Source organism: Acetobacter persici, assembly GCF_018256955.1.
Classification (GTDB): Bacteria; Pseudomonadota; Alphaproteobacteria; order Acetobacterales; family Acetobacteraceae; genus Acetobacter; species Acetobacter persici.
The window spans coordinates 45,826-69,359 of the sequence record NZ_JAERKU010000005.1 but is presented as its reverse complement, the minus strand read 5'-3'; the positions used below and the strand labels follow the sequence as shown (position 1 = coordinate 69,359).

General features: G+C 59.9%; 24 protein-coding genes and 1 riboswitch. Of the genes, 13 read left to right on the top strand and 11 right to left on the bottom strand.

The features are described 5' to 3' along the window. The first annotated feature begins 112 nt into the window (after window positions 1-112). Together JK199_RS07835 and JK199_RS07830 are read left to right on the top strand one after the other, a co-directional pair. Complete coding sequence (locus tag JK199_RS07835; RefSeq protein ID WP_408742360.1) at window positions 113-1,105, top strand: aminotransferase class I/II-fold pyridoxal phosphate-dependent enzyme; 993 nt, start codon at window positions 113-115, stop codon at window positions 1,103-1,105. After that, complete coding sequence (locus JK199_RS07830; RefSeq protein ID WP_212375009.1) at window positions 1,102-1,917, top strand: histidine phosphatase family protein; 816 nt, start codon at window positions 1,102-1,104, stop codon at window positions 1,915-1,917. Before JK199_RS07835 ends, JK199_RS07830 begins: the two co-directional genes overlap by 4 nt. Window positions 1,918-1,949: 32 nt before the next feature. Here the strand turns inward: JK199_RS07830 and JK199_RS07825 are convergent, their stop codons facing one another. Beyond that, complete coding sequence (locus JK199_RS07825; protein ID WP_212375208.1) at window positions 1,950-2,165, bottom strand: hypothetical protein; 216 nt, start codon at window positions 2,163-2,165, stop codon at window positions 1,950-1,952. Between the two features lie 13 nt (window positions 2,166-2,178). Between JK199_RS07825 and JK199_RS07820 the strand changes: the two genes are divergently transcribed. Beyond that, complete coding sequence (locus JK199_RS07820) at window positions 2,179-2,415, top strand: winged helix-turn-helix transcriptional regulator (protein WP_244984991.1); 237 nt, start codon at window positions 2,179-2,181, stop codon at window positions 2,413-2,415. 21 nt (window positions 2,416-2,436) lie between these two features. Here JK199_RS07820 and JK199_RS07815 read toward each other — a convergent pair whose 3' ends face one another. The 6 genes from JK199_RS07815 to JK199_RS07790 all read right to left on the bottom strand — a co-directional run bounded on the left by JK199_RS07815 (window position 2,437) and on the right by JK199_RS07790 (window position 7,716). Beyond that, complete coding sequence (locus JK199_RS07815) at window positions 2,437-2,640, bottom strand: hypothetical protein (protein ID WP_212375005.1); 204 nt, start codon at window positions 2,638-2,640, stop codon at window positions 2,437-2,439. Between the two features lie 108 nt (window positions 2,641-2,748). Next, complete coding sequence (locus tag JK199_RS07810) at window positions 2,749-4,236, bottom strand: glucosyltransferase domain-containing protein (RefSeq protein ID WP_212375003.1); 1,488 nt, start codon at window positions 4,234-4,236, stop codon at window positions 2,749-2,751. Window positions 4,237-4,358: 122 nt separating this feature from the next. After that, window positions 4,359-5,078: a CbtA family protein gene (locus JK199_RS07805; RefSeq protein ID WP_212375177.1), complete on the bottom strand. Its 720-nt coding sequence runs from the start codon at window positions 5,076-5,078 to the stop codon at window positions 4,359-4,361. A gap of 21 nt (window positions 5,079-5,099) precedes the next feature. Continuing rightward, window positions 5,100-5,324: a CbtB domain-containing protein gene (locus tag JK199_RS07800; protein ID WP_086656431.1), complete on the bottom strand. Its 225-nt coding sequence runs from the start codon at window positions 5,322-5,324 to the stop codon at window positions 5,100-5,102. A 40-nt stretch (window positions 5,325-5,364) separates the two neighbouring features. Then, a riboswitch (cobalamin riboswitch) is annotated at window positions 5,365-5,496 on the bottom strand. Window positions 5,497-5,662: 166 nt separating this feature from the next. Beyond that, window positions 5,663-6,517 carry an adenosylcobinamide-GDP ribazoletransferase gene (locus JK199_RS07795; protein ID WP_212375001.1) on the bottom strand — a complete coding sequence of 285 codons (855 nt, stop codon included), beginning with the start codon at window positions 6,515-6,517 and terminating at the stop codon, window positions 5,663-5,665. Further along, a complete protein-coding gene (locus JK199_RS07790) occupies window positions 6,514-7,716 on the bottom strand; it encodes a nicotinate-nucleotide--dimethylbenzimidazole phosphoribosyltransferase (RefSeq protein WP_212374999.1) in 1,203 nt (400 codons plus the stop codon). Before JK199_RS07790 ends, JK199_RS07795 begins: the two co-directional genes overlap by 4 nt. Before the next feature lie 140 nt (window positions 7,717-7,856). Here JK199_RS07790 and cobU point away from each other — a divergent pair, with 140 nt between their 5' ends. Continuing rightward, a complete protein-coding gene (cobU, locus tag JK199_RS07785; protein ID WP_212375175.1) occupies window positions 7,857-8,411 on the top strand; it encodes a bifunctional adenosylcobinamide kinase/adenosylcobinamide-phosphate guanylyltransferase in 555 nt (184 codons plus the stop codon). A 17-nt stretch (window positions 8,412-8,428) separates the two neighbouring features. On the opposite strand, the gene JK199_RS07780 is transcribed toward cobU, so the two are convergent. Continuing rightward, complete coding sequence (locus tag JK199_RS07780) at window positions 8,429-9,541, bottom strand: glycerophosphodiester phosphodiesterase (RefSeq protein ID WP_212374996.1); 1,113 nt, start codon at window positions 9,539-9,541, stop codon at window positions 8,429-8,431. Between the two features lie 480 nt (window positions 9,542-10,021). Here JK199_RS07780 and JK199_RS07775 point away from each other — a divergent pair, with 480 nt between their 5' ends. The 4 genes from JK199_RS07775 to JK199_RS07760 all read left to right on the top strand — a co-directional run bounded on the left by JK199_RS07775 (window position 10,022) and on the right by JK199_RS07760 (window position 14,548). Continuing rightward, window positions 10,022-11,197, top strand: coding sequence for an autotransporter strand-loop-strand O-heptosyltransferase (locus JK199_RS07775; protein WP_237591539.1), 1,176 nt, complete (start codon window positions 10,022-10,024; stop codon window positions 11,195-11,197). A gap of 195 nt (window positions 11,198-11,392) precedes the next feature. Next, complete coding sequence (locus JK199_RS07770; protein WP_086654804.1) at window positions 11,393-12,847, top strand: NAD-dependent succinate-semialdehyde dehydrogenase; 1,455 nt, start codon at window positions 11,393-11,395, stop codon at window positions 12,845-12,847. 275 nt (window positions 12,848-13,122) lie between these two features. Further along, window positions 13,123-13,707, top strand: coding sequence for an acyl-homoserine-lactone synthase (locus tag JK199_RS07765; RefSeq protein ID WP_212374994.1), 585 nt, complete (start codon window positions 13,123-13,125; stop codon window positions 13,705-13,707). Between the two features lie 85 nt (window positions 13,708-13,792). After that, a complete protein-coding gene (locus JK199_RS07760; protein ID WP_077931054.1) occupies window positions 13,793-14,548 on the top strand; it encodes a helix-turn-helix transcriptional regulator in 756 nt (251 codons plus the stop codon). A gap of 53 nt (window positions 14,549-14,601) precedes the next feature. Here JK199_RS07760 and JK199_RS07755 read toward each other — a convergent pair whose 3' ends face one another. Then, a complete protein-coding gene (locus JK199_RS07755; RefSeq protein WP_212374992.1) occupies window positions 14,602-16,065 on the bottom strand; it encodes a cryptochrome/photolyase family protein in 1,464 nt (487 codons plus the stop codon). 228 nt (window positions 16,066-16,293) lie between these two features. Here JK199_RS07755 and msrB point away from each other — a divergent pair, with 228 nt between their 5' ends. The 4 genes from msrB (at window position 16,294) to JK199_RS07735 (ending at window position 18,665) form a co-directional block, all read left to right on the top strand. Beyond that, window positions 16,294-16,677, top strand: coding sequence for a peptide-methionine (R)-S-oxide reductase MsrB (msrB, locus tag JK199_RS07750; protein ID WP_212374990.1), 384 nt, complete (start codon window positions 16,294-16,296; stop codon window positions 16,675-16,677). 32 nt (window positions 16,678-16,709) lie between these two features. Continuing rightward, a complete protein-coding gene (locus tag JK199_RS07745; RefSeq protein ID WP_212374988.1) occupies window positions 16,710-17,111 on the top strand; it encodes a DUF4112 domain-containing protein in 402 nt (133 codons plus the stop codon). Between the two features lie 102 nt (window positions 17,112-17,213). After that, window positions 17,214-17,717 carry an RNA polymerase sigma factor gene (locus JK199_RS07740; protein WP_077931057.1) on the top strand — a complete coding sequence of 168 codons (504 nt, stop codon included), beginning with the start codon at window positions 17,214-17,216 and terminating at the stop codon, window positions 17,715-17,717. Continuing rightward, a complete protein-coding gene (locus tag JK199_RS07735; protein ID WP_212374986.1) occupies window positions 17,718-18,665 on the top strand; it encodes a FecR family protein in 948 nt (315 codons plus the stop codon). It abuts the gene before it with no gap. Between the two features lie 28 nt (window positions 18,666-18,693). Here the strand turns inward: JK199_RS07735 and JK199_RS07730 are convergent, their stop codons facing one another. Together JK199_RS07730 and JK199_RS07725 are read right to left on the bottom strand one after the other, a co-directional pair. Then, the gene (locus JK199_RS07730; RefSeq protein ID WP_244984989.1) at window positions 18,694-21,132 is read right to left on the bottom strand and encodes a TonB-dependent siderophore receptor; all 2,439 of its coding nucleotides are present in this window, start codon (window positions 21,130-21,132) and stop codon (window positions 18,694-18,696) included. 184 nt (window positions 21,133-21,316) lie between these two features. Continuing rightward, window positions 21,317-22,006: a TetR/AcrR family transcriptional regulator gene (locus tag JK199_RS07725; RefSeq protein WP_244984988.1), complete on the bottom strand. Its 690-nt coding sequence runs from the start codon at window positions 22,004-22,006 to the stop codon at window positions 21,317-21,319. Between the two features lie 189 nt (window positions 22,007-22,195). Between JK199_RS07725 and JK199_RS07720 the strand changes: the two genes are divergently transcribed. Then, window positions 22,196-23,515, top strand: coding sequence for an AI-2E family transporter (locus JK199_RS07720; protein WP_244984987.1), 1,320 nt, complete (start codon window positions 22,196-22,198; stop codon window positions 23,513-23,515). Window positions 23,516-23,534: the final 19 nt, after the last annotated feature.

Here is a 23,534-nt window from a genome sequence, read left to right as displayed (position 1 = left end):
CTCTTCGGGGTCGATGCCAGTACCGCCGCCCGGAGCAGCATGCGCATCCACGCCCATCATGGTATCAGAGGATCTGCCTCTCCCTTCCCACGGCGGACAAATGCGGGCCGTCATGGCGCATTTTCCTCAGGCTCCCCGGCCTGCTTATGACCTTTCCACCGGCATCAGCCCCTACACCTATCCGTTGCGTCTGCCAGATGTATCTGTGCTGGCCCGTTTGCCGGAAGAAGATGAAGAAGCCGATCTACAGGCCGCCGCTGCCGCTGCATATGGTCTGGGTAGCCCTGCCATGGTCGTTGCGGGCGCGGGGAGCCAGAGTCTGATTGCTCTGTTACCGCGCCTGCTGCCCGCGCGGCGCGTGTGTCTGCTGGGGCCAACCTATTCCGGGCACGCCCAGACCTGGCACATGCAGGGCGTGCCGGTGCAGCAGGTGACGGACCCGGCAGACCTTCACGTCGCGGCCCGCCACCCCGGCACAGTCTGCGTCGTCTGCAACCCCAATAACCCCGACGGACGTCTGCTTTCCGCGGACTGGCTGCACACACTGGCAGACCAGTGTGCCGCCCACGGAAACATCCTGATTGTTGATGAAGCCTTCGCGGATTTTGAGCAGGAGAGTGTCGCCCCCCTTCTGCCCCATCCGGCGCTGCTTGTGCTGCGGTCTTTTGGAAAAACCTACGGCCTCCCCGGGGTGCGTCTGGGGTTTTTGCTGGCCAGCCCGGAGCGCGCCGCGCAGGCCCGTGCGTTTCTGGGGGCGTGGCCGGTTGGCAGTCTTGGTCTGGCCGCAGGGCAGCAGGCTCTGCGAGACACCGCATGGCTGCACGCCGCCCGCGCACAGGCCCGCGCGGCGCATGGTCGCCTGACGCGACTTCTGGACACCGCTGGCCTGTCCCACACCGGGCAGGCCAGCCTGTTTACGCTGGTGCTGCACCCCACGGCTCCGGCGCTCTGGCGGCATTTCTGCATCTATGGCCTCGTGACACGCATTTTTGCAGACCAGCCGGGCCGCCTGCGGATTGGCCTGCCCCCGTCCGAGGCTGCATGGTCCCGGCTGGAACGTGCTGCGCAGGCATGGGCCGCACGCCCTGTGGGCGATGCCGAATGACCCGCGCCTCTACATCCCAGACCCTCCGCCTGATCTGTCTGACAACCAGCCTGCCGGACGCGGTGAAGCAGGGCTGTATTCCCGCGCGTGAGGCGTGTGGTCTGGTGACTCTTCCCAAGAATACTGGCGGCTTTTCCCTGCCGCATCTGCGTAAACCCCCGCAGTTTAGCCAGATCATTCTGGCCGAAGACTGCGTCTGTCTCCCCGCTAACCCTCAGGCAGACCCGCTGTCTGACCCGGAAAGCGCACCTCCTTCAGTCCGCTCAGGCGATGCCCCCTTCCTACCAGCCGGAGGAGCGTCCTCTTTGCAGACCAGAGAGGCACCCGACGACATACCGTTTATTTCTCCTGAGATGCCCATCACACATGAAACGCCCATCACACACACAGCAGCCCTAAGGGACCGCGATTACGGCACATGGCACGGACAGGCTCTGAAAAATCTTGCGCCTGAAGCCCTGCATGCTCTGCTGCATGACCCGGATTTCGCGCCGCCAGAGGGGGAAAGCCTGCGTCAGTTCCACGCGCGGGTCGGGGCCTGGCTGACCACATTGCCGCTGGAAGAGGCCGCGCGCGGTACGCTGCCCGCCGCTGCCCGCCCTGCCGGTTCCGGGGCACAAACGCTGCTGATTATTGCGCGCCCTGCCGTTGTAAGCGCTCTCGCCTGCGCAATTCTGGGGGGCGGGCCGGAGATGGCGGCAAAGCTGGATATCCCGCCCCAGACCACCAGCCTGTTCACCCACCACGCCGGACACTGGCGCGTGCGGGCACTGGGGGCAGGGCAGGAGACCGGGCCTGACTCTCAGGGCTAACCTGCCGCACTGAGCAGGCCAGATTTCCAGATTTATTGTCTCTGCGCGGCTCTCATTTTCACCGCCTTCGTCACAAGCAGAGTACTGATTTGCGCCAGTGCAAATGTGAGCAAGACACTCGGCCAGAAGGCGTCCCGGATGTGAAAATACCGCATACACGCCACATCCAGCGGGATAAAAATAAGGCCCGCGCCAATAAAAATGACGATTTTCTGTGTGGTGTCTGACAGTTCTGTCATCTGGCGCATTTCAAAATCTTCCATGGATCGAAAATGTGCGGGTCAACGGGAACAGGCCGGGCTTGTCAGCCGCCATGTGCAGCAGATCATGCCGCCCAGTGTGGAGTATCGGCTGACACCCGCAGGCCAGATTTTTATTGAACCGATAGAAATGCTCTACACATGGGCCATAGACCACACGGCAGATCTTGACGCTCTGGCCGCCCAGCAGTCCGCCGGGTCCACAGCCCAGACGGCGGACGCTGAAGAGGACCCGTAAAGCTCTCCCTGAAAGAGCGCGTTATTTTTTACGGGTTTTCTGGCGGTAAACGGCGAGGACCAGCAGCAACTGCATCCCAGCCAGACCACCGTCAAGCAGCCCTTTTTCAAAATCTGCGACCGGAAGATTTGAGACAGCCAGCATCAGTAACGGCGCGAAGGGAATGAGAAGCAGGGTCTGCAAGGACTTGTTTTCAACAGCCTTTGCTTTGCACCGTGTACGCATTTTCCAGATCCTTTTCCGGCAAACGACTCACTGACAAACCGTAATAAAAAAGCTGGCATATCCTCCGGCAGGGCGCAAGGGCCTTTGCTGCGCGGCACGCTCCGTGCGTCACAGCCCCGTCAGGCGTGAGGCAAACCTGTGCCCGTCCCGGTACACCGCAAAGCGGGGTGTTTCATGCAGCAGGTGGCTGGCCTTCAGCAGGGCGTGCGCCGTTTCCCATTCCGCAGGTGTATGTTCCCGGCTGTCTATGCCCACCTGCCGCAGGCGGATATAGCCAAAAAACGCATCATCACTTATTTGCTGGCGCGGCAGCACGTCCGCCAGATAGGGCAGGGCGGTAATGGCGTTCCGCACAATGGGGGCCTCTGCTTCCGTGCCGTAGAGGAACAGATCATCTCCGGGGCGGAAACCGGCTTCATCCAGCATGCTGGCCAGCCGTTCCACCTGTTCCTTTTCAAACTGTTCCTGGGCCTGCATGGCGTTTCCAAAATCAAAGGACACCACATAAAAATACAGGAGCGGCACAACCGCCAGCCAGCGGAGTTTCTGGCCCACAGCCGTCTGTAGAAAAAACAGATTGGCCAGAATAACGCAGGCGGAAAACGACATAAAAATCCGTGGCGCAATGACCGTATCCGCCAGAATCAGCACAATCCCCGGCACCAGCAGCACAAGGAGAAATGGCACGCTCACCAGTGCCAGCGCGTTCAGCTTTGCAACTCTGTCTGTCCGGCGCAGGGCTGGCAGCACACCAGACCACACAAACGCCGCTCCGAGCGCATAAAACAGGCCCAGAACAACGCCCGGCCCGCCATGCAGGAGGGAGGCCAGCAGGGCGCGTGCCTGTTGCAGGTTGTTCCACAGCATCCCGGACAGCACATCATGCAGGCTCATGGTCCCGCTATGGGGGCCAGCGTAGGAGCCATGCACAAAATGGCGGATAATTACAAAGTGATACATACCATAGGTTACGCCCAGTGCGGCCACCCGCAGGCCCAGTGCCCGCCATGCCGCCTGATCCCGCCCTTCACAGGTGTCACACACAAATAGCAACACGGCGAGGGCCAGAAATGTGTTCAGCGCAGGCTGATAAAAACACATGACCGCAAACAGAAAAGCCGCGCATGTGGCAAACAGCCGTCGGCCAGACCAGCCCTCCGGCACCAGCGCCGCCAGAACAGCGCAGCTCTGGGCCATAAGCATTGGCAAGGCGTCGAATTTATAAGACAGATTTTCCAGAAAAAACGGCTGCACCGCCAGCGGCAGCGCGCACAGACAGACGGAAAGATCATCCATCCTGCGCCCGCGCAACAGCCGCGCGGCCAGCAACGCCCCGCTGTATGAAAGAGCCAGCAGGCCCAGAATCTGCCCCAGCGGAGCAAGATCAAGAACATTGCGGCTGCGCAAACCCAGCGTATTCATCAGGAATGTCGAGAAAATGCGCCCGCTGCGGCTCCATGTGTAGCCGTATAAAACGCGCGCGTTATCATCCATATACGGCACGTTGACCAGAAAAATGGGCAGAGCAAACAGGCAGCTTAACAGGAAAAGCAACCAGACATGTCTGGAATGTAGTTTAGGCCAGCTCTGGTCCATACCCGCCACACAGCTCCTTCTGGTCACTAGGGTGCTGGTGTCTGTTATCGCATCATCTGTTTTTCAGAAAGAGCAGGGAGGGAGAAATACCCCTCACCTGCGCGCTGTGCAGCGGGGGAGGTTTAGCTCCGGCTGCGGCCCAGCAGCACCGGCGTTGCCAGCGCGCCAAAAATCAGCCCCATGCTGCCCCACAGCGCCACCTGCATGCCAAGGGCAGCTTCCCGGAAGCGCCACAGCACCACGGCAGGGAAGCCGTCCGGCACTTCATTCACATCCGGCAGGCCAAACTGCACAAGGGCGGCCAGCCCCACAAAGACAGCGCCACCGCACAGCCAGCCGGTCCAGTTATCGCGCACCTGCGCCACTTTCTGGCCAATCAGGCAGGCAATGGCCGCCACACAGATGGAAAGCGCAATCATGACAAAATAGGTTTCCGTCCGCAGCGCCAGCGTGGCGGGGTTCCCCACGGCAGGCGGGTTGGGCGGGTATTTCAGGTCCGGCACCAGAACCACGGTCACAAACCCGGCGGCAGCCAGCAGAAGCGCCAGCACGCGGGGGGAGGAGAAGGACAGCCGCCCGTAGGCAAAGGAAAACACCAGCGCAAACAGCCCGCCAAACCCCGCGCCATAAAGCAGCGTGGCGGCGGCCAGACCATAACTGGCCTGCACGGACCGGCTGACCATTTCCGGCTCCGGGGCAGCCCCTTCCGCCGCACTGCGCGCAGCCTCAAACGCAATGGCCAGCGCCACCTGCGGTTCCCCAAACAGGCGGGCAAACGCAAAGGCAAGTGCAGCCGCAAGGCACCCGGCAATCATGCCGCGTGCCAGCAAACGTCCAGCAATCATCAGAAAAAACCCTGCGGTTTAGTGGCAGGGAAAGCCCAGCAGATGGCGGCCATCATGCACAAATTCATGCACTTCATGCCCGGAAATCAGGGAAACAGCCCCCTGTTCCGCCCCCACAAAATACAGCATCAGCACGGACAGCAGCAGGCCAAACACGGCCCAGGGCAGCAAGGCGCCAACGGGAATGGCAACGGGGGCAGGTGCGGCAATACCCTGCGCGCGGGGGGAGGAAGGATGCATCATCAGACAGGCTCCGCTGGTAAAAACGCGTTCCGCGGTGAACAGAAAAACAAGGCTGGAGGTCTGACTTCCCGCTTGCAGCAAGCGGATTACAGTGGCGCGACCGTGCCGGATTTCCACCAGCTTCCCCAGATCAGCCTTTAGTCTGAACGGCCCCTGCGCCCCTGTCAATTTATTCAGCCCCCGTCTGGCCCTGCCCTTCCGGCAACCCCTCGTCTGGCAACCGCCCGTCTGGCCCGCATCCACAGGGCTCTTGCCTGCACTGTCTTATTGTTCTTCCGTGTTGCCCGGTTGCCCGGTTGCCCGGTTGCCCGGTTGCCCGGTTTTGCGCGCGGTGCGCCTCAGAGCACGGCTGTCAGAGCCGACAGCACACAACATTCAGTAACAACTGCCGCCGCGCCCAGCACATCTCCCGTATAGCCTCCCAGCATCCGGCGGGCCGCGCCTCCCACCAGAATGCAGGCCATCAGAGCAGCCCCCGTGGCCACAAGCCCGGACTGGAGCCACATCAGGTTTTCACGGGAAAGCCGGCCGCCCATCGTTGCGGTGGGAGCGTAGAGCATTTCCCGCAGTATCCCGCCCATACACCCCGCGGTCAGAAGCAACCCCATCCATAACGGCCCGCGCGGCAGCGGACTGAGTGAGCGGGCCAGACCGTCGGGCCGGGCCGGGGGCAGGTAGGCGGCCAGAACCAGCAATGCCGCGCGCGCCAGACAGCCGGACACAGCCAGCGCCAGCACCGCCATAGTTGCAGGAAGAGCCGCAATGGCGGAGGCCCGCACCAGCAGGCTCAGGCTCAGGGCCAGCACGCCGTAACTGCCAGTCCGGCTATCGCGCATAATCTCCAGCCGACGCGCCCGTGTGGCCCCGCCGCAGCCGTCCGCCATGTCAGCCAGTCCGTCCTCATGCAGGCCGCCGGTCAGCACACACTGGAAGGCCAGCGCCAGCCCTGCCGCAGGCAAAGCCGCCATATGGCTCAGCCGCAGCAGCCAGAACAGCATCCCCACCAGCCCGCCAAGGCCCGCGCCGATCAGCGGCCAGCACCAGATAGAACGGCCCATAGGCCAGAGCGCCGTGCTGGCCCGCTGCGCGGGGGACAGCAGCCAGCTTACCGGCAGGCGCGTCAATAAACTCAGCCCACAGGCCACATCCAGCCGCACCCGGGCCGCACAGGATTCAGCCGGGGCAGGCTTCATCCTGTGCGGCCTGAAACCGCAGCCTGCGCAAAAGTCGCCATGCCATTATGGCACGCCACCGCCGCCCGCAGCAGCGGGACCGCCAGTGCCGCGCCGGAGGCTTCCCCCAGCCGCAAACCAAGGTCCAGCAACGGCACCAGCCCCAGCCCCAGCTTTTCCGCGAGCCGCGCATGGCCTGCCTCGGCAGAACAATGGGAAAGGCGCGTATGGGCCAGTCCCCCCGTTGCAGCCTCGCTCCGAGCCTGATCTTCAAGCCCGGCGCCAGTCTCATTACCAGCCTCAGCTTTGGCCTCGGCGTTACCTGCGGCCAGCCGCGCCAACGGAGCCACCGCAGCCGTGCAGACAAATCCATCCAGCAACACCGGAATGCCGGAATGCCGCGCCGCCAGTGTCGCCCCCAGCAAAGCCGCGAGTTCATACCCGCCCAGCCTGCGGGCTATTTCCAGCGGGTCATAGGCAGGTGTTACTGCGCCCAACTGCTTTGCGCGTTCGCTCTCCGCCGCAGAGGCCCCCTGTGTCGCCGCCATTTCTGCCTTATGGTGCGCCAGAGCGGCATCAATCACCCGCGCTTTATGCGCCACGCCGGGGGCATCCAGCCCGGTGCCGCGTCCGGCCCAGTCGGCCCCGGTGCCGCCAAACAAAGCCGCCGCCAGAGCCGCTGCCGCCGTGGTGTTGCCAATGCCCATTTCCCCCAGACACAGCATGTCACACGCATGCGGCACGGCGTCATACCCTGTCTGCACGGCGTCCAGAAAGGCTTCTTCCGTCATGGCCGGAGCCGTGGTGAAATCCGCCGTGGCAGCCAGCCCGCGCACAGACACAACCTGCAACGTCGCGCCTGCCACATGGGCAAGCTGGTTGATGGCAGCCCCGCCCTGTTCAAAATTCTGCACCATCTGGGCCGTCACATCCTGCGGCCAGGGAGAAACGCCCTGCCGCACAACGCCATGATTGCCCGCAAAAATCAGAATCTGCACCCGGTCCAGCCGGGGCTGCGCCCGCTTCTGCCAGCCGCCCAGCCACTGTGTCAGCTCTTCCAGCCGCCCCAGACTCCCCGCCGGTTTGGTCAACTCGGCCTCATGCGCCGCAATGCTGCGTCGGGCCGTGGCATCGGCCTCCGGCAGCGCGAGGCAGGCAGCGCGCAGGGCGGCGAGGGACGCAAACGGAGGAGCAGGAGCGGGGGAGGAGGCTGGTGGCATGACCCTGAATTTATGCTGTTATAAACGCCATACTGACATGGCAGCAGGAAAGCGGATAGCGCATGAACACTCTCTCGCTCAAGGCAGACACTGCCCCTCCGTCGGGCCAGCAGCCCTCAGCCACGCCCGCTGCGGCGGTCATGCCGGAACCGGAGACAGCCCTGCTCCCCGCAGGCCTGCCCGGCACAACGCTCATTCTGGGCGGTGCGCGGTCTGGCAAGAGCCGCCATGCGGAAGCCCTGATTACAGCGTTGCCCGCCCCGTGGGTCTACCTTGCCACAGGCCGCGCGTTTGATACGGAAATGCAGGAGCGCATTGCCCGCCACCGCGCCAGCCGGGCGGAGGGCTGGCAGACAGTAGAAGAGCCATTTGCCGTGGCCGATGTTCTGCGCGCCCACGCCACGCGCCCGGTCCTGCTGGATTGCCTGACCCTGTGGCTGACCAACCTGTTGCTGGAAGAGCGGCGTATTCCGGACGCTACACACGCGCTGCTCGCCGCACTGGCGGAGCGGCGTGCCCCCACTGTGCTGGTCGGGAATGAGGTCGGGCTGGGGATCGTGCCGGAACACAAACTCGCCCGGCAGTTCCGGGATGAAGCCGGTCTGCTTCATCAGCGGCTGGCCGCACAGGTCGGGAAAGTGCTGTTTATTGCAGCCGGATTACCGCTTGTCTTAAAAGAACCACCCCCGGCCTGACATAGCGGGTTCTCTGCTCAGAGCTGATCCACCGCCATCCGGCCAATCGCCGGATCATCCGTAAAAAACCCGTCCAGCCCCATATCCAGATACCGCCGGATATCGGCAATGGACCCGGCGACATTGCGGGCGGCGTCGCTCTCTCCATTGCGCAACTGGCGCGGCAGGAAATAGTTTTCCGGGCGGCAGGTATAGGCATGCACCAGCAGGCCCGCCGCATGGGCATCCTCCACCAGAGAGGACGGTTCAAGCCAGTTCCCCTGTGCATCACGCGGAATAAGGTCAGTCAGGGACGGGCCGATCACATCCGCATAGCGCCGCACGTCTTTCAGACCTGCCGGGGTCATCAGGTCCGCGAATGTGGTTTTCTCGCCCTGGGCGGCCAGATCGGGCGGCACCTCCTTCCGCTCTCCCATCAGCAGCATCAGCCGCGCCTGCGGGTTGATGGCCCGCACATCCGCCCCGATGCGTTTCAGGTTGCCTGTTTCAAAGGACTGCACTTCCAGCGGGGCCGTGCGGGTATAGTTATGCGCGGCAATCGTCCGTAAAAACACCGCTTCCGGGTCAAACCCGAGGGCATGGAAATGCGTGGAGTGTTTGATCTCGGGGATCAGCCCCAGAACACGCCCGCGCGCCGCGGCTTCCGCCGCAACGCAGTCAATCATTTCCTCAAAAGTCGGAATATCAAAATGCCCGTCATAGCGGGTATTATGGACCCGCAGTCTGGCCAGCCGTTCTTTCGCCCGCAGGGTTTTCAGTTCAGCAAGGGTAAAGTCCGTCGTAAACCAGCCGGTTTCTGTTTTGCCATCAATGCTGAGGCTGCGTTTACGGCTGGCAAATTCCGGCCGCTGCGCCACGTCGGTCGTCTCGGCAATATTGGCTTCATGGCGGCAGATCATCACGCCGTCCTTGGTCATCACAAGGTCCGGCTCAATAAAGTCCGCCCCATCCGCAATGGCTTTCACGTAGGAGGCCAGTGTGTGCTCCGGCCGCAGGGCCGAGGCGCCCCGGTGGGCAAATACCAGCGGACGCGGCGCGAGGGACGGTGCCGCCACGGCCCGCCGTAAGCTCCCGCAGAGTGCGGCGGCGCAGGAGGCTGCCAGAACAGAACGGCGTGAAAAACTCTGCATCAGAATGGCCTTAAACGTGAAAATTTCACGACAGATTGGTCTTGCTACACTGTGATCATTCTATGAATATCGTGCAACAGTACCGCATGATTTATGACATTTCAGAGAAAATCCGGAGGAACTGACCCGGTGCGGAAGTAATTTTTGAGAAAATATTAAAAAACACATAACATTTCCAGCGTATCGTCCTTCTGATGCTCAGACAACGCACAAACTATAAAACGCATGGACAAATCTTAAGTGTTCCTGCACGGGTTTAATTCGTAAATTTTTTGTCACGAATTTTCCGTCTCTTTCATTTTCGTCTCTTTCTCTGGGGAACAGTCTTTGTCCGAAACTGCCGTTCTCGTTTCTTCCGCCACAGAGGCTCCCCCGGTTGCCGGTCAGCCTCAGGCTGCGCCAGCCACCCCGCCGCAGGAGGCTGCTGCTGCCGGTGCCGCCGCACAGCCCGCCGCCAAAACCCCGGATAAACCCGCCTATCTGCCCCCGCCCACGCTCCCGGTGATGGAAGGGCCGCACGGCATCCGGTATGACTTCAATCTTGGCGCGCGCGTGCATGTGCCCGAGCGTAAAGACGGAACATGGCGCGTTATCCTGCGGGATCTGGATACAGGGAACATCCTCTTCCGGCATGAAGCCGCCGGGGCCACCATCACGTCCAGCAAACGCTATTATGTTCGCTTCGGGATTGAGGTCACGGATATTGGCGCAGACGGGGTGGAACGTCCGGCCTTTACCTGTGAGTATGATGCCCGCGGGCAGGACGTCATCATCCAGCTTCCCGTCGGCACGCTGGGGGATACGCTGGCATGGTTCCCGTATGTGGCGCGCTTTGCGGAAGCACACGGCGCAAAAGTGACCTGCCTGCTGTCCGGCGTTATTCTGCCGCTGCTGAAAGACGCGTACCCCAACCTCACGCTCATGACGTCGGAAGACGCGGAGAAAGCCGGAATTACGGGCAAATCCTACGCCACGTACTGCATCGGTCTGTTTTTTGACGATAAAGAGTGCAACCAGCAGCCCACGGATTTCCGGTTTGTCGGCCTGCACCGCACCGCAGGCTATATTCTGGGCGTCTCCCCGCATGAGGAAGCCCCGCGTCTGCATCTGCCCGATGAGAGCCGCCCCATCCCCGAGCCCTATGTCTGCATTGCCGTGCAGGCCAGCACCCAGTGCAAATACTGGAACAACCCGACCGGCTGGCAGGATGTGATCGCGTTTCTGAAGAGCAAGGGCTACCGGGTTATCTGTATTGATCAGAAAACCGTGCACGGCACCGGTCTTGTTTGGAATCATATTCCGCATGGCGCGGAAGATGAAACCGGCAACCGCCCCCTTGCAGAGCGCGCCCGCTGGCTCAAACATGCGGACGCCTTTATCGGCCTGAGTTCCGGCCTCGCCTGGCTGGCGTGGGCCGCAGGCACAAAGGTGGTGATGATATCCGGCTTCACGCACCCGACCAATGAGTTTGAAACGCCCTATCGCGTCATCAACTGGCACACCTGCAATTCCTGCTGGAATGACTCCAGTGAGCGGTTTGACCACCATAATTTCCTGTGGTGCCCCCGGCATGAAAACACGCCACGTCAGTTTGAATGTACGCGCCTGATTACCAGTGAGCATGTGATCAACGTGCTGAAAAAGCTCCCTGCCTGACGGAGGGGCAGCAGGCGCTGCCCCCTTGCATCTGCCTGCTGATGGTGCTCTTTCCTCAGGGCTGCTTCAAAAATTATCGCATTCAGGCGCAAAATTTTCTGCCGGATCTCCGCTGCGGAGTTTTGAAACAGCCTCTTAAAGTTATAAGATAACGTCAGAGCAGCACGTCTGTCGTTCCAGTCGGGGAGATACGCAATGTCACAGGATTTTATCAGCACGCAGCTTCTGGTGGCCGGGCAATGGCAGGACGCGGCAGATGGCCGCACCCTGCCGGTCTTCAACCCGGCCACGGGAGAAGAAATCGGCAAGATCGCCCATGCCTCCAAAGCGGATCTGGCACGGGTGGCGGACGGCGCGGCACAGGGCTTTGCCGCATGGCGCGCGCTCACAGCGTGGGACCGCTTTGTTATCATGCGCAAGGCCGCCAATCTGCTGCGTGAGCGTGCGGAGAGCATCGGCCGCATCATGAGCCGTGAGCAGGGCAAGCCGCTGGAGCAGGCCATTATCGAAATCAACGGGGCCGCTGGCGTCATCGAATATTTTGGTGAGGAAGGCCGCCGCCTGAATGATACGCTGATCCCCCCGCGCGTCCCCAATGTTGAGCAGCGCGTGCTGCACCGCCCCGTGGGCGTGGTCGCGGCTTTTACCCCGTGGAACTTCCCCATCAACCAGATTGCCCGCAAGCTGGGCGCCGCGCTGGCCGCTGGCTGTGCCGTGATTGTCAAAGCCCCGGAAGATACCCCCGCATCCCCTGCGGAATTGCTGCGGGCCTTCTGTGATGCTGGAGTCCCGGCGGGGGCCGTCTCTCTGGTCTACGGGGACCCGGCGGAAATTTCGGAATATCTGATTGCTCACCCCGTTGTGCGCAAAATCTCCTTCACCGGCTCCACGCCGGTCGGCAAACATCTGGCCGCACTCGCCGGCGCACAGATGAAGCCCGTGACAATGGAACTCGGCGGCCACGCCCCTGTGATCGTCTGCGAGGATGCGGATCTGGACGCCGCCGCCCAGCGCCTGTGCGCCGCAAAATTCCGCAATGCCGGGCAGGTGTGCATCGCCCCCACACGCTTCCTGCTGCACAAGAGCATTGCGTCCAGCTTTGTCGATAAATTTAAGGCGCAGATGAACGCCCTCAAGATCGGTTCCGGTCTGGATGCAGGCGTGACAATGGGTCCGGTCGTCAATGAACGCCGCCTGAAAGCCCTGAATGAACTGGTGGCCGATGCGCGGGAAAAAGGGGCAACCATCTGGCAGGCTGACGTGCCGCTGCCCAATGAAGGCTGCTTTTTTGCCCCGACCCTTGTGCTGAACCCCACGCTGGCCATGCGGATGATGCAGGAAGAACCGTTTGGCCCGATTGCCATTGTGTCGGAATTCACTTCCCTGACAGACGCCGTGCAGGAAGCCAACCGCCTGCCGTATGGTCTGGCCGCCTACGCCTACACCCGGAACGAGCGCACGGAGCGCCTGCTGGGAGAACAGGTGGAAGCCGGGATGATCGCCATCAACCACCACGGTCTTGGCGTGCCGGAAGTGCCGTTTGGCGGCATCAAGGATTCCGGTTACGGCACAGAAGGCGGCCCGGAAGCCGTGCGGGCGCATACGCTGATCAAATTTGTTTCAGCGGAACATGAAAAAGCTGCCTTTTGAACAGATAAAAGTCTTAATGTATAAAACGGAGGGCGGGCACGTCTTTTAGTGCCCTCCCTTCGTATTCAGCACAATTCTGCTTTCTTTTTAGCATAAAAAAGACGTCTTATAATAAGATCCTCCTGGAAATAATATTTTTGATTTCTTCCAAAGTTTATGGGGTGGTTTTGTCGGTTTGAACGTCCGCACACGTACTGAGGTCTTAAAGCCGTCAAAACAATCTGGAGAACATCATTAAATATAAGATGCTATGAGATTAAGAGCAGGCCTGTCACATGATTTACCATTTTTCCTATAATGAACGGGACCATTTTCCAGAAATTTATGAGAAAATATTATACTCCCGTCGTGTATTTTTTGAAAAAAACTCAGAATGGAACGATTTTTTTCATAAAACTCCGGAAGAGGACCGGTATGATCTGGAGTGCAATCCCCTCTACATCGTCGCGGTAGAAGACGGAGGGGATGCCGTAGCCTCCGTCCGTATTCTGCCCACAACGGGGCCGACCATGCTGCGGCAGGATTTCGCGCCCTTCTTCAAAGGCTGCCCGGATATTATCAGCCCTGATGTGTGGGAACTCTCATGGTTCTGTACCTCAGCGGATACGTCCTCACCCGCAGGGCGCAACCTGCTGCTGGATGTGTTGAAAACCGTGTGCGAATACAGTCTCGCGAATGATATCCGGCAGATTATCGGCACCTATCCCCGCGCCAGAATGCGACTGTACCGGCGCCTTGGGGCGGTGCCCTATGCCCTGTGTTCAGGGGAAATCAGCGGGCAGGAATTTTGTGTGGGCGTTCTGGATATTACCCTGCTAACCTTGCGGCATGTGACGGAAGTGCAGCAAAGGCCATTTTAACCACATCATCGTCTTTTCAAGGTGCGGGGTCTGAGGTCAGTCACAGGACGCCCGGCCCGGCCCAAAGTATGTTAGAGTCAGGGTCATGCCATTTAAATATAACCCGCCCACCCTTATTCTTCCCACCGCCCTGCAGGAGCTTGTCTCGGCCATCAGTACAGCCCATTCTCTGGAAGAACTGTCAGACGTCGTCAGGACTATTCCTGAAAAATGCAATATGTTTCATGTTGTCTATTATTTCGCCGGTTCGGGCGAACAGCTTCTGGACCCGCATAATTTTATCAGCACAACATATCCGCGCGCCTGGCAGGAACGGTATTACACACACGGCTATCTGCATGCGGACCCGGTTTTAAAGCGGAGCATGGAAAGCGGCCTGCCGTTTGAATGGCGGGAGCTTGAGGTAGAAAAAGGCACGCTGGCCGATACCATTTTGCAGGAAGCGCAGGACTTTACCCTCGGCCATTCCGCCCTGACCCTGCCTCTCGCCGGGGTGGACGGCTCACACGGTCTGTTCGTCATTACCAGTCTTGACCCCACAAAGTTTGACGGCATCGCCCGCATCAGCGCGGTGCGTGATTATCAGATGCTGGGCAACCACGTGCATGAGGCCTATTTGCGGATTACCGCCCACCAGTCCTCCAGTCAGGTCGACCTGTCTGATGAAGAAAAATCATGCCTGAAACTGGCGGCAGACGGGCTGCTGGGGGCGGAAATTTCCAAAAAACTCAAACTGCCGGAATCCGTTGTCCGGCTCTGCCTGCGCGTGGCCCGCTACAAGCTGGGCGCTGCCACAACGGATATCGCCATTCTGCACGCCACCCGCTCCGGGCTGATCTGACCTTATCTTATTGGCCCTGACCCCGGCTCCGTGTTTCGGGCAGGGCGTTTTGGTCAGTTCTGGGGCTGGTCGTCCTTTTTGAGCGTTCTGTACCGCTCCAGCGCAATGGCCCGCGCCTGCTTCAGGTCCACAATCGGGTGCGGGTAGGTCTTGCCGGGCACAAAGCGCAGGGAGCGGCTCAGGGCCGCATCCACTTTCCACGGGGTATGGATCAGCTTGTCCGGAAGGCCAGCCAGTTCCGGCACCCATGTGCGGATATAGGCGCCTGAAGGATCAAATTTTTCAGACTGCCCCACCGGGTTAAAAATACGGAACCAGGGGGAGGCATCAATGCCTGTCCCGGCACACCATTGCCAGTTCATGGCGTTCAGCGCCGGGTCAGCATCCACCAGCCGTTCATAAAACCAGCGTTCACCCTTGCGCCAGTCTGTCAGCAGATGTTTGGTCAGAAAGGACGCCACAACCATCCGCACCCGGTTATGCATGGTGCCGGTGGCCCGCAACTCCCGCATCCCGGCATCCACCAGCGGATAGCCCGTGCGCCCTTCCGTCCATGCGGTAAAAGCTTCAGCGTCATTCTCCCAGGGCATCTGGTCGAATTCAGAGCGCAGGTTACGGGTGGGCATATCGGGTTCATAAAAAAGCTGCATCCAGCCAAAATCCCGCCAGCCCAGCTCAGACAGGAATTTTTCTGTATTCAGGTGGTCGCCGCTGCGGGCTTCCGCCTGCCGCGCGGCCTGCCAGATCTGCCGTGCGGAAATCAGTCCGGCGCGCAGATAAGGGGAAAGACCGGAGGTTCCCTCCCGGTCTGGGCGGTCCCGGTCTGTATCGTAATGCGCCAGTGTGTCGTCCAGAAAATCTTCCAGAATGGTGCGCGCCTGCTCCTCACTACAGGGCCAGTACTGCGCGGCCTGTGTGGCATCATCGGGCAGGGCAGGGGTCAGCAACGCACCCGGAGCAAGGTCTTTTTTAAACCCGCGCGGCACAGGAGCAAACCGGATCTCCTGCGGGGCGGGCAGGGGGCGTCCGGGTTCACCCAGTTCCCGCGCAGCGCGCCACCATGCCGTAAAAATCCGGTAGGGCTGCCCGGCCCCGGTCCGCACGGTCCAGGGTTCATGCAGCAGCCGGGCGGAAAGGGAATGGACGGTCACGCCGCACTCCGTCAGAGCTGCTTTCAGGGCGGTATCACGCTCTTTCTCCACAGGGTCATAACGCCGGTTCCAGAAAACATCTGAAACCCCGGCAGCTTTTGCCAGATCCAGCACAACCGGAAGTGTTTCCCCGTGCGGCGTCAGAAGTGCGCCGCCCTGCTGGCTCAGGGCATCAGCCAGTGCCGCCGCGGCCTGCCCCAGCCACCAGCCAATCACCCCCTGAGGCATGCAGGCATCATCCTGCACAAAAGCGCACAGCACAGGCTGCCCGCTGGCACAGGCGGCATGCAGGGCCGGGTTGTCGCTCAGGCGAAAATCATCCCGAAACAGGACAAGAACAGGGGCAGGGGGTGTGGAGGCCGTCATGGCCGGAGAGTGCCGTTATCCTCCCGCTTATGCAATGGCTTGCCGCCTCCGCGCAGGCGGGGCAGTCCTGATGCAACCGTTTCTGGCCTGCGCCGTTAAATGTCTCCACCGCACGGCAGAAAAAACCTGCTGGAAGCTCTGCCAAAAAGGCGGTACAGGCCAGACAGTGCCCCGGCACAGGCCCAATAAGCAACAAGAAACACGCAACAACCACAAGGACATTCCCGCATGACCCAGTCCTGTTCCCCTACCGGTTGCGGCCCGCTCACGCCCGAGCAGGAGCATATTCTGAAAGGCCACGGCACGGAATATCCGGGCTCCAGCCCCCTTAACCATGAAAAGCGTGCCGGCCTTTATCATTGCGCGGGCTGCGGCCAGACCCTGTTTGATTCAGAGACCAAATATGAAAGCGGCAGCGGCTGGCCCTCGTTTTACGATGCCCGGCCCGGTGCGGTGGAAACCACGCAGGACACCCGGCACGGCATGGTGCGCACTGAAGTGCATTGCGCGTCCTGCAAGGGGCATCTGGGCCACGTCTTTCCGGACGGCCCACTGCCGACCGGCCTGCGCTATTGCATGAACGGGCTGGCGCTGGCGTTTGAACCCTCTTGAAACGGCACGTCGCCCATCCCACTTCCAAAATCATGACATACGCTCATACCATGGCCGGAAACGGCGCGTTCCATACCGCTGAGGACATTGCGCACCGCCTACGCCGTGTCCGGCGTCTCGCATGGATACTGGATGCCGCATTCCGGCTGCCCGGCACGCGGTTCCGCGTGGGGGTGGATGCCCTCGTCGGGTTGCTGCCGGTTGGCGGCAGCACGGTGATGGGCTTCGTCTCCCTTTATATCGTGTGGGAGGCGTGGAGACTGCGCGTCCCCACGGCTCTTCTGGCCCGCATGGTCGGTAACGTGCTGCTGGAAACTGTTGTGGATACGGTGCCGGTGGCAGGGGATCTGTTTGACGCCGCCTTCAAGGCCAACCTGCGTAACGTGGCTCTTCTGGAGCAGTATTTCGGGCATGCTGGCCGCGCGGCACCCTGATAAAATTGCGTTTCAGGAAGAGATCATAACCTTTTCCTGAAATTGCGAATTATTCTTAAGTATGCTAGCACGACGCAGGCTTCATCAGGCGCTGGTCAGATCATGCAGGATACTCTCACAGTCTTAACACAACTGATGGTGGCGGAGCGGCCCACGCTGCTGCGCCTGATGTATCGCATCATCAAAAACCGGGATGCGGCGGAAGATGCCGTTCAGTCTCTTTTCGAGAAAATACAGCGTGTTGAACAAACCCTTATTATAGGCAGCCCCAAAGCCTATCTCTACCGGCTGGCCGCCAATCTGGCGATTGACCACGCCCGCAGCCTGTGCCGGCGGGAAGATGTGCAGGACAGTATTGATGAACTGCTCTGGCTGGAGGATGATACACCCACCGCAGAGCAGTCTACGGCTGCCAAAAAGCAGCTTGCCCGCGTGGAGGATATGATTGAAACCCTGCCAGAACCGATGAAGACGTTTTTCTGCCTCAACCGCTTTCACGGTCTGACACAGACAGAAATCGCCCGCAGGTCCGGTAAGTCGGTGTCCATCGTCAATCGTTATATCCATCAGGCTCTGGACCGTCTTTCCGCAGTCCGCGAGGATTAAGTGGTTTATAAAGAACAGGATACGGCCGAGGCCGCGCGGGCGTGGATTATCCGCATGGCGTCCGGCGGCATGACAGCGGAGGATCTGGAGGCTTTTCGCCAGTGGCGTTCTGACTCTGCCGAGCATAACAGAGTGTTTGAAGAAGAACGCAGGCTCTGGCGTGCCGCCGCCCTTTCTCCGCAGCAGGATCAGGCCGTGCAGGCCTCATGGTCCCGCATGGGGCGGCGGAGGCTGATCAGAAAAAGCTGCTTTTTTTCAACCGCTCTTGCCGCCTCCATTGCCCTGTCTTTCTACGCTCCCATGCTGAAAACATGGGCGCAGGCAGACCGGTGGACCGGGAATACAGTGCAGACACTGATGCTGGCAGATGGTTCAGAGGCCATTCTGGATAGTGATACCGCAATCGCCCTGCATTATTCACAAGGTCAGCGGGGGGTCACGGTGCTGCGCGGGAATGCCCTGTTCAAAGTCAGGCATGATGCCGCGCGGCCTTTTACCGTTACGGCACAAAATGGCACCATCCGGGATGTCGGCACGGTGTTCGAGGTGCGGGACGCGGAAGACCACGTCACGGTCTCAGTCAGTCAGGGCAGTGTGGACGTGCAGACACCACAGGCCGCCATCGCCAGACTGCATGAAGGGGATCGGCTGGTTTACGGCAGAGAAAAAACATTTACGGTCGATCACGCCGTCAGTCCGGAGGAGATTGCCGCATGGTCCCGCGGGAATCTGATGCTGGACGGGGCGACAGTCAGAAACGCCATCAGGACCATTGCCCGTTATCGGCGCGGCGCGGTGTATGTCTGGGGAACTGTCTCTGAAACACGCCGTATCAGCGGCGCATTCCGTATTGATCATCCTGAGGACGCGCTGAAAACCGTCGCCACGATTGCAGGCCTGAGAATGACGCAGCTTCCGGGCAATATTCTTCTGCTGCGCCCTGAGTGAGGGCCAAAAGCCCTCACACGTCTGGTTTTTACCAGTGATACCCGATCGTGCCATAGGCAACACGCTTGGCACCGTAATAGCACATATCGCTTGATGTGCACTGCACATATGTCTTGTTGCCAAGGTTACTGATACTCAGCCGGACATTCAGGCCCTTTACAGACTGAAAGAGTTTTCCGGCATCCCAGTTAAAGCCGCCATCAAACAGGACGTAGGACGGATTGCGGAAGGAGTTTGCCTGATCCGCCCAGCTTCTGCCCTGATACCGCCCGCCAAAATTGATGGACAGTCCGGGCGCAATCGTATCAGGAAAATGATAGTCAAGAAAACCGGACGCTGCGTTTGTCGGCTGCTGGGTCAGGTGTTTTCCCATAAGGGAAACAGTCTGACCGTCCAGTGTTTTACCTGTCAGGTTTGTACGGGAATTATAGACCCGGTTCCAGGTGTAATTGAGGATAAGGTCAAGCCCCTGAGCAAGATTGGCGTGCGCGGAAAGTTCGACCCCTCTGGATTTTACCTGCCCGATTTCGCTGCTGTATTTCGGGAAATCAGGGTTGGTAACGAGAACATTGTTTTCAGCGAGGTCATAATAGGCTGCGGAAATAAAAGACTGAATATACGGGATCTGGTATTTCAGACCAACTTCCCACTGATGGCCGGAAAGAGGGTCTGGCTGCCGGAGGGCTCCGGCACTATAAACATTCCCGGTTTGTGGCATGAAGGATTTGGCGTAGCTGAAATAAGGGGCCAGCCCAATTTTGGAAACGTAATTGATGCCTGCGTTCCATGTGAAAGGCCGGTTGAAAAGGTCCTTTCCACCATATCCGTTCCAGTCCTGCCGCCCTGCAAGAGTGACATAGAACCGCCGCCAGTTCATCTGATCCTGAAAATAAATACCATCCTGCCAGTACGGATATTTGGTCCACGTAAATTTACCATTGGTGGCGCGTGTATAATCTGTTGATGTATACTGGTGATATTGCGGATTAAGAATGCTGATATCCGGCACGGTATTGAAGTCAAACCCCCAGTAACCATCAGCCCACTGGCCTCTGTAATCCACCCCCACCAGAAAAGAGTGGGAGATTGGGCCGGTGCGTACTTTATAGCTGAGATTTGCGGTCATTTGAGAACTGCGGCCTTTATACTGGCCACTGCAAAAAGCAGATCTGCTGATCGTCATGGTCGAGAGATTGACGTCGTCCAGTGATAAGCTACAGCCGTTTTCACTTTGTTCATCAAACCGGGCCGTTGCGTTAAATTGCAGGTTTTTTGTAAATTCGTGGTGGAACAGAGCTTCCACCATATATTCACGGTCCCAGTTGGTCTGGAAAGACGGGTCTCCATAATAGCGTGAAACCGGAATACGCCCAGACCCGGTTTTGATCAGACTGCCATATGCCGGAACACCGATCCACGGATCAAGCGTCTGTGGGTCATAGGCAAACTGTCCGATAAGCGTAATATTGGTTTTATCGTCAATTTTCCATTCAATATCCGCCTGAGCGGCCAGCCGTTTGTAATGGTTATAATCGACCTGTGAGCCCTGAGTAATGCCAACCCCAATCACGCGGTAGAGCAGGGTTTTGCTTTTATTAAGCGGGCCGCTAAAATCCAGCTGCCCTTCATAACGCCCGTAATTGCCAAACCCGACGTTAAACTGCCCCTGTGCTTTTTCAGTCGGGCGCTTGAGCGTCATGTTAATCAGGCCGCCGGGGTTCGCCTGCCCGTACATCACGGAGGATGGCCCGCTCAGAGCTTCAATCCGATCCAGAAAAAACGGATCACTGACAGATGTGCCATTCAGCAGCCCGTCAACAAATGTATAGGACTCAAAACCACGTTGCCGGACAGGCTGAAAAAGGCTGGCGGACGGGGTGTTGCTATTGGCCGTTGTGCTGACAATCCCCGGTGAATATTGCAGCGCCTGCCCGATGGTCAGGGGTTGCAGATCATCCATCTGCTTGCGGGTAACAACATAAACCGATTTCGGGACCTGTATGAGCGGCGTGTCCGTGCGCGTGGCGGAGGCGCTCTGCGTGGCCACAAAGCCAACCCCCGGCCCGTAGGCAGACTGGCCCACCCCGGAGGAGGACGCCGTGCCTCCCACCCGCACAGGCCCGAGCATAATGGCGGAGGAGGCCTTACTCAGCACAACACTGCTGGCGCCGGTAAAGCGATAGGTCAGGCCCGTTCCTGCCAGCAGGCGGGAGAGTGCGTCCTGCGCGGTCAGTGTCCCGCTGACTGCGGCGGAATGAACATCCCCCGCGTCAGACGTCGGATATGCGACCTGAATGCCGGATTGGGCCAGAAAGGCATGGAGTGCGGTGCGTAAAGGCTGCGCGCCAATTGAAAAGTGCCGGACGGTCCCGGCGCCAGCACCGGCACCGGTCCCGGCAACGGATGTTTCTGCATGGGCCGTGTGGGTCAAAAGCCCGGCAAACTGGCCTGATGCCAGCAGAGTCATCAGACAGACTCCAGAAACGGACGCCGGTTGGCGGCGCAATGTGTGACCCATCTGTAAACGTTGCTCCCACATGCAATTGAGAAGTATTCTCAAAAAATAAGCTTATAATGGAAGACGAACTGGCGGCGCGGATCTCCACACCTCAGAGGGTATTTTTTTGGAAGGGATGTTTTTTTAACGGAAGTCAGGCGGGAGCCGCGCCAACACCTTTCAGGAATAACGCCCACGCCTGCTCAAAAAACGCATCGCGCGCAGCGTCATCTTCCAGCGGGTTCAGGCCAAACAGGCTCTGCTTCATGGGCCAGCCGGTCAGCATCCCGGCCCAGAGATGCGTCGTGGTGGAATCCGCATGCCCGGCTCCAATCTGTCCGGCTGCCTCCGCCGCCTTCAGCAGGCGCAGGAAGTTGGCATGGAACGGCTTGTTGATGTTCTCAATCGCATGGTCAATCAGGCTGGGGTAACGGTACGCATCAGAAATCAGAATCCGATATGTCCCCAGCGCGTCCGGCCGCAGCACAAAATCCAGCATCAGGCGGCTGATCGTCTTCAGCTCATGGAGCGGGTCTTTCAGCGGTGTTTCCGCCATGGTGCGCAGCAGGCAGGCCGTGACGTTGGTAATCACCGCCTTAAACAGCTCTTCCTTGGAGGGATAGCGCCGGTAGAGCGTCTGCTTGCTGGCCGAGGCCTTGCGCGCAATCTGGTCTACCGATGTCCCGGCATAGCCATGCTCCACAAACAGGCTGGCCGCCACCTCCAGCAGATGCTGGTCAAGCTGTTCCGTGCCATAGGGGGTCGGCCGCCCGCACCGACGCTTCTTCCCCTCAAGGCAGGGGTGCGCCATGTCCAGATGACTGGCTGCGTCAGGTTTCGTCATAAAGCAACGGGCCTCAAAGAGCGGAAAAAAAGCGTGTCAGGTGTGTGGCGGAAAGGCGTTGTCTCGCTTTTTTTGGCAGGAAAGACAAGACCAGCCCGGTCCTGCCTGCCACCATGCCCAAATCTGCCATGCTGATAAAGCCTGTCCTCACCTCTTCTCCTATGTGTGACACTCAGGCCGCTGGCGCACTTGCATAAAGCGGCGCAGGATTACGCAACGCTGCACCGTAATCCGGCAACAGGGCAGCAGGAGAGACAGAAAACCATGGTGCCGCCCACCCCAGACCATCAGGACACGCCCGGCGGTCTTTTCCACGCCCCCAGGCCGGAAGGCGAGGCAGACCGTCCAGGTCTGCACGGCGCCGCGCAGCCCTTTCCCGGTCCGTCCTCTCCCCATCCGGCCGCCCCGGCAGAGGCGCATCTCCATACGTCGGACACCACACAGGCTCTGGCCGCCATTCTGGCGCTGGATCATACGCTGGCGCGGTTTTACCGGCTGATCATGGTCGTGGTGGTGCTGGCGGTGCTCGCCGTCGTTATCAGCACCGGCGGCCCGGTGCTCATGGTTGTGTGTGCGTCCGCACTGGTGGCGGTGGTGCTGCACGGGGCCGCCCGCTGGATCACGCATCTGCTGCGCCTGCCTGAATGGCTGTCTGTCATGCTGCTGGTGCTGGCTCTGGGGGCGGCCGCTACGGCGCTGGTGCATGTGTTCGGGCCGGAAATTGTGGTGCAGGCCGCGCATCTGCGCACGGCTCTGGTCTCACAGATCAGCGCCCTGCATGACCGGCTGAACAGCGGAGACTTCGGCCGCCTGATTCTGGATCACGTGCCGCAATCGCTCGGCGGCAACCAAAGCGGGGCAGGCAGCCGCGCGCCGGGGCTGGATTTTGCCGGGTCCATGACCAACGTGCTGACGTCCACCTTCGGCTCCGTCGGCACCCTGATCGTTATTGTCATCGCCGGGATCTATTTCGCCCTTTCACCCCGCCTGTATGCCAACGGAATTCTCAGGCTGACGCCGGAGCGGCACCGTCCTCTGGTCCGTTCCCTCCTGCAAACCATCGCGCACACGCTCTCCGCATGGGTGGCGGGGCAGATGCTGGATATGACGGTTGTGGGTGTGCTGACATGGCTCGGCCTGTGGGCTATCGGCATGCCGCTGGCGCTCCCGCTCGGGCTGGTGGCGGGCACTGCCAATTTCATCCCGTATCTGGGGGCTTTTGTGGGGGCTATTCCGGCGTTGCTGATCGGCCTGTCCGTCGGCACGCAGGAGGCACTCATGGTGCTGGGCCTGTATAGCGTCATTCAGGCGTTTGAAGGCTATATCATGTCGCCTTTCATCCAGAAGCGCGCCGTCAGTATGCCGCCAGCCCTCACCATTCTCTCACAGACCATTTTCGGCGCGTTTCTGGGCATGTGGGGCTTTATTTTTGCCTCGCCCATCACCGCGGTTCTGCTGGCGGTCGCCACCCGTCTGGCTTCCCCGCTTAAAGAAAAAGATATGCTGTAAATCCGCTCTTTCCCCTTCT

Coding starts and splice junctions, on each gene's coding strand:
- JK199_RS07830 (WP_212375009.1), top strand. CDS start 1,102: ATGACCCGCGCCTCTACATCCCAGACCCTCCGCCTGATCTGTCTGACA.
- JK199_RS07765 (WP_212374994.1), top strand. CDS start 13,123: ATGATTTACCATTTTTCCTATAATGAACGGGACCATTTTCCAGAAATT.
- JK199_RS07760 (WP_077931054.1), top strand. CDS start 13,793: ATGCCATTTAAATATAACCCGCCCACCCTTATTCTTCCCACCGCCCTG.
- cobU (WP_212375175.1), top strand. CDS start 7,857: ATGCCGGAACCGGAGACAGCCCTGCTCCCCGCAGGCCTGCCCGGCACA.
- JK199_RS07745 (WP_212374988.1), top strand. CDS start 16,710: ATGACATACGCTCATACCATGGCCGGAAACGGCGCGTTCCATACCGCT.
- JK199_RS07725 (WP_244984988.1), bottom strand. CDS start 22,006: ATGACGAAACCTGACGCAGCCAGTCATCTGGACATGGCGCACCCCTGC.
- JK199_RS07835 (WP_408742360.1), top strand. CDS start 113: ATGGCGCATTTTCCTCAGGCTCCCCGGCCTGCTTATGACCTTTCCACC.
- JK199_RS07780 (WP_212374996.1), bottom strand. CDS start 9,541: ATGCAGAGTTTTTCACGCCGTTCTGTTCTGGCAGCCTCCTGCGCCGCC.
- JK199_RS07810 (WP_212375003.1), bottom strand. CDS start 4,236: ATGGACCAGAGCTGGCCTAAACTACATTCCAGACATGTCTGGTTGCTT.
- JK199_RS07815 (WP_212375005.1), bottom strand. CDS start 2,640: ATGCGTACACGGTGCAAAGCAAAGGCTGTTGAAAACAAGTCCTTGCAG.
- JK199_RS07770 (WP_086654804.1), top strand. CDS start 11,393: ATGTCACAGGATTTTATCAGCACGCAGCTTCTGGTGGCCGGGCAATGG.
- JK199_RS07795 (WP_212375001.1), bottom strand. CDS start 6,517: ATGAAGCCTGCCCCGGCTGAATCCTGTGCGGCCCGGGTGCGGCTGGAT.
- JK199_RS07740 (WP_077931057.1), top strand. CDS start 17,214: ATGCAGGATACTCTCACAGTCTTAACACAACTGATGGTGGCGGAGCGG.
- JK199_RS07755 (WP_212374992.1), bottom strand. CDS start 16,065: ATGACGGCCTCCACACCCCCTGCCCCTGTTCTTGTCCTGTTTCGGGAT.
- JK199_RS07820 (WP_244984991.1), top strand. CDS start 2,179: ATGGATCGAAAATGTGCGGGTCAACGGGAACAGGCCGGGCTTGTCAGC.
- JK199_RS07800 (WP_086656431.1), bottom strand. CDS start 5,324: ATGATGCATCCTTCCTCCCCCCGCGCGCAGGGTATTGCCGCACCTGCC.
- msrB (WP_212374990.1), top strand. CDS start 16,294: ATGACCCAGTCCTGTTCCCCTACCGGTTGCGGCCCGCTCACGCCCGAG.
- JK199_RS07790 (WP_212374999.1), bottom strand. CDS start 7,716: ATGCCACCAGCCTCCTCCCCCGCTCCTGCTCCTCCGTTTGCGTCCCTC.
- JK199_RS07730 (WP_244984989.1), bottom strand. CDS start 21,132: ATGACTCTGCTGGCATCAGGCCAGTTTGCCGGGCTTTTGACCCACACG.
- JK199_RS07825 (WP_212375208.1), bottom strand. CDS start 2,165: ATGCGCCAGATGACAGAACTGTCAGACACCACACAGAAAATCGTCATT.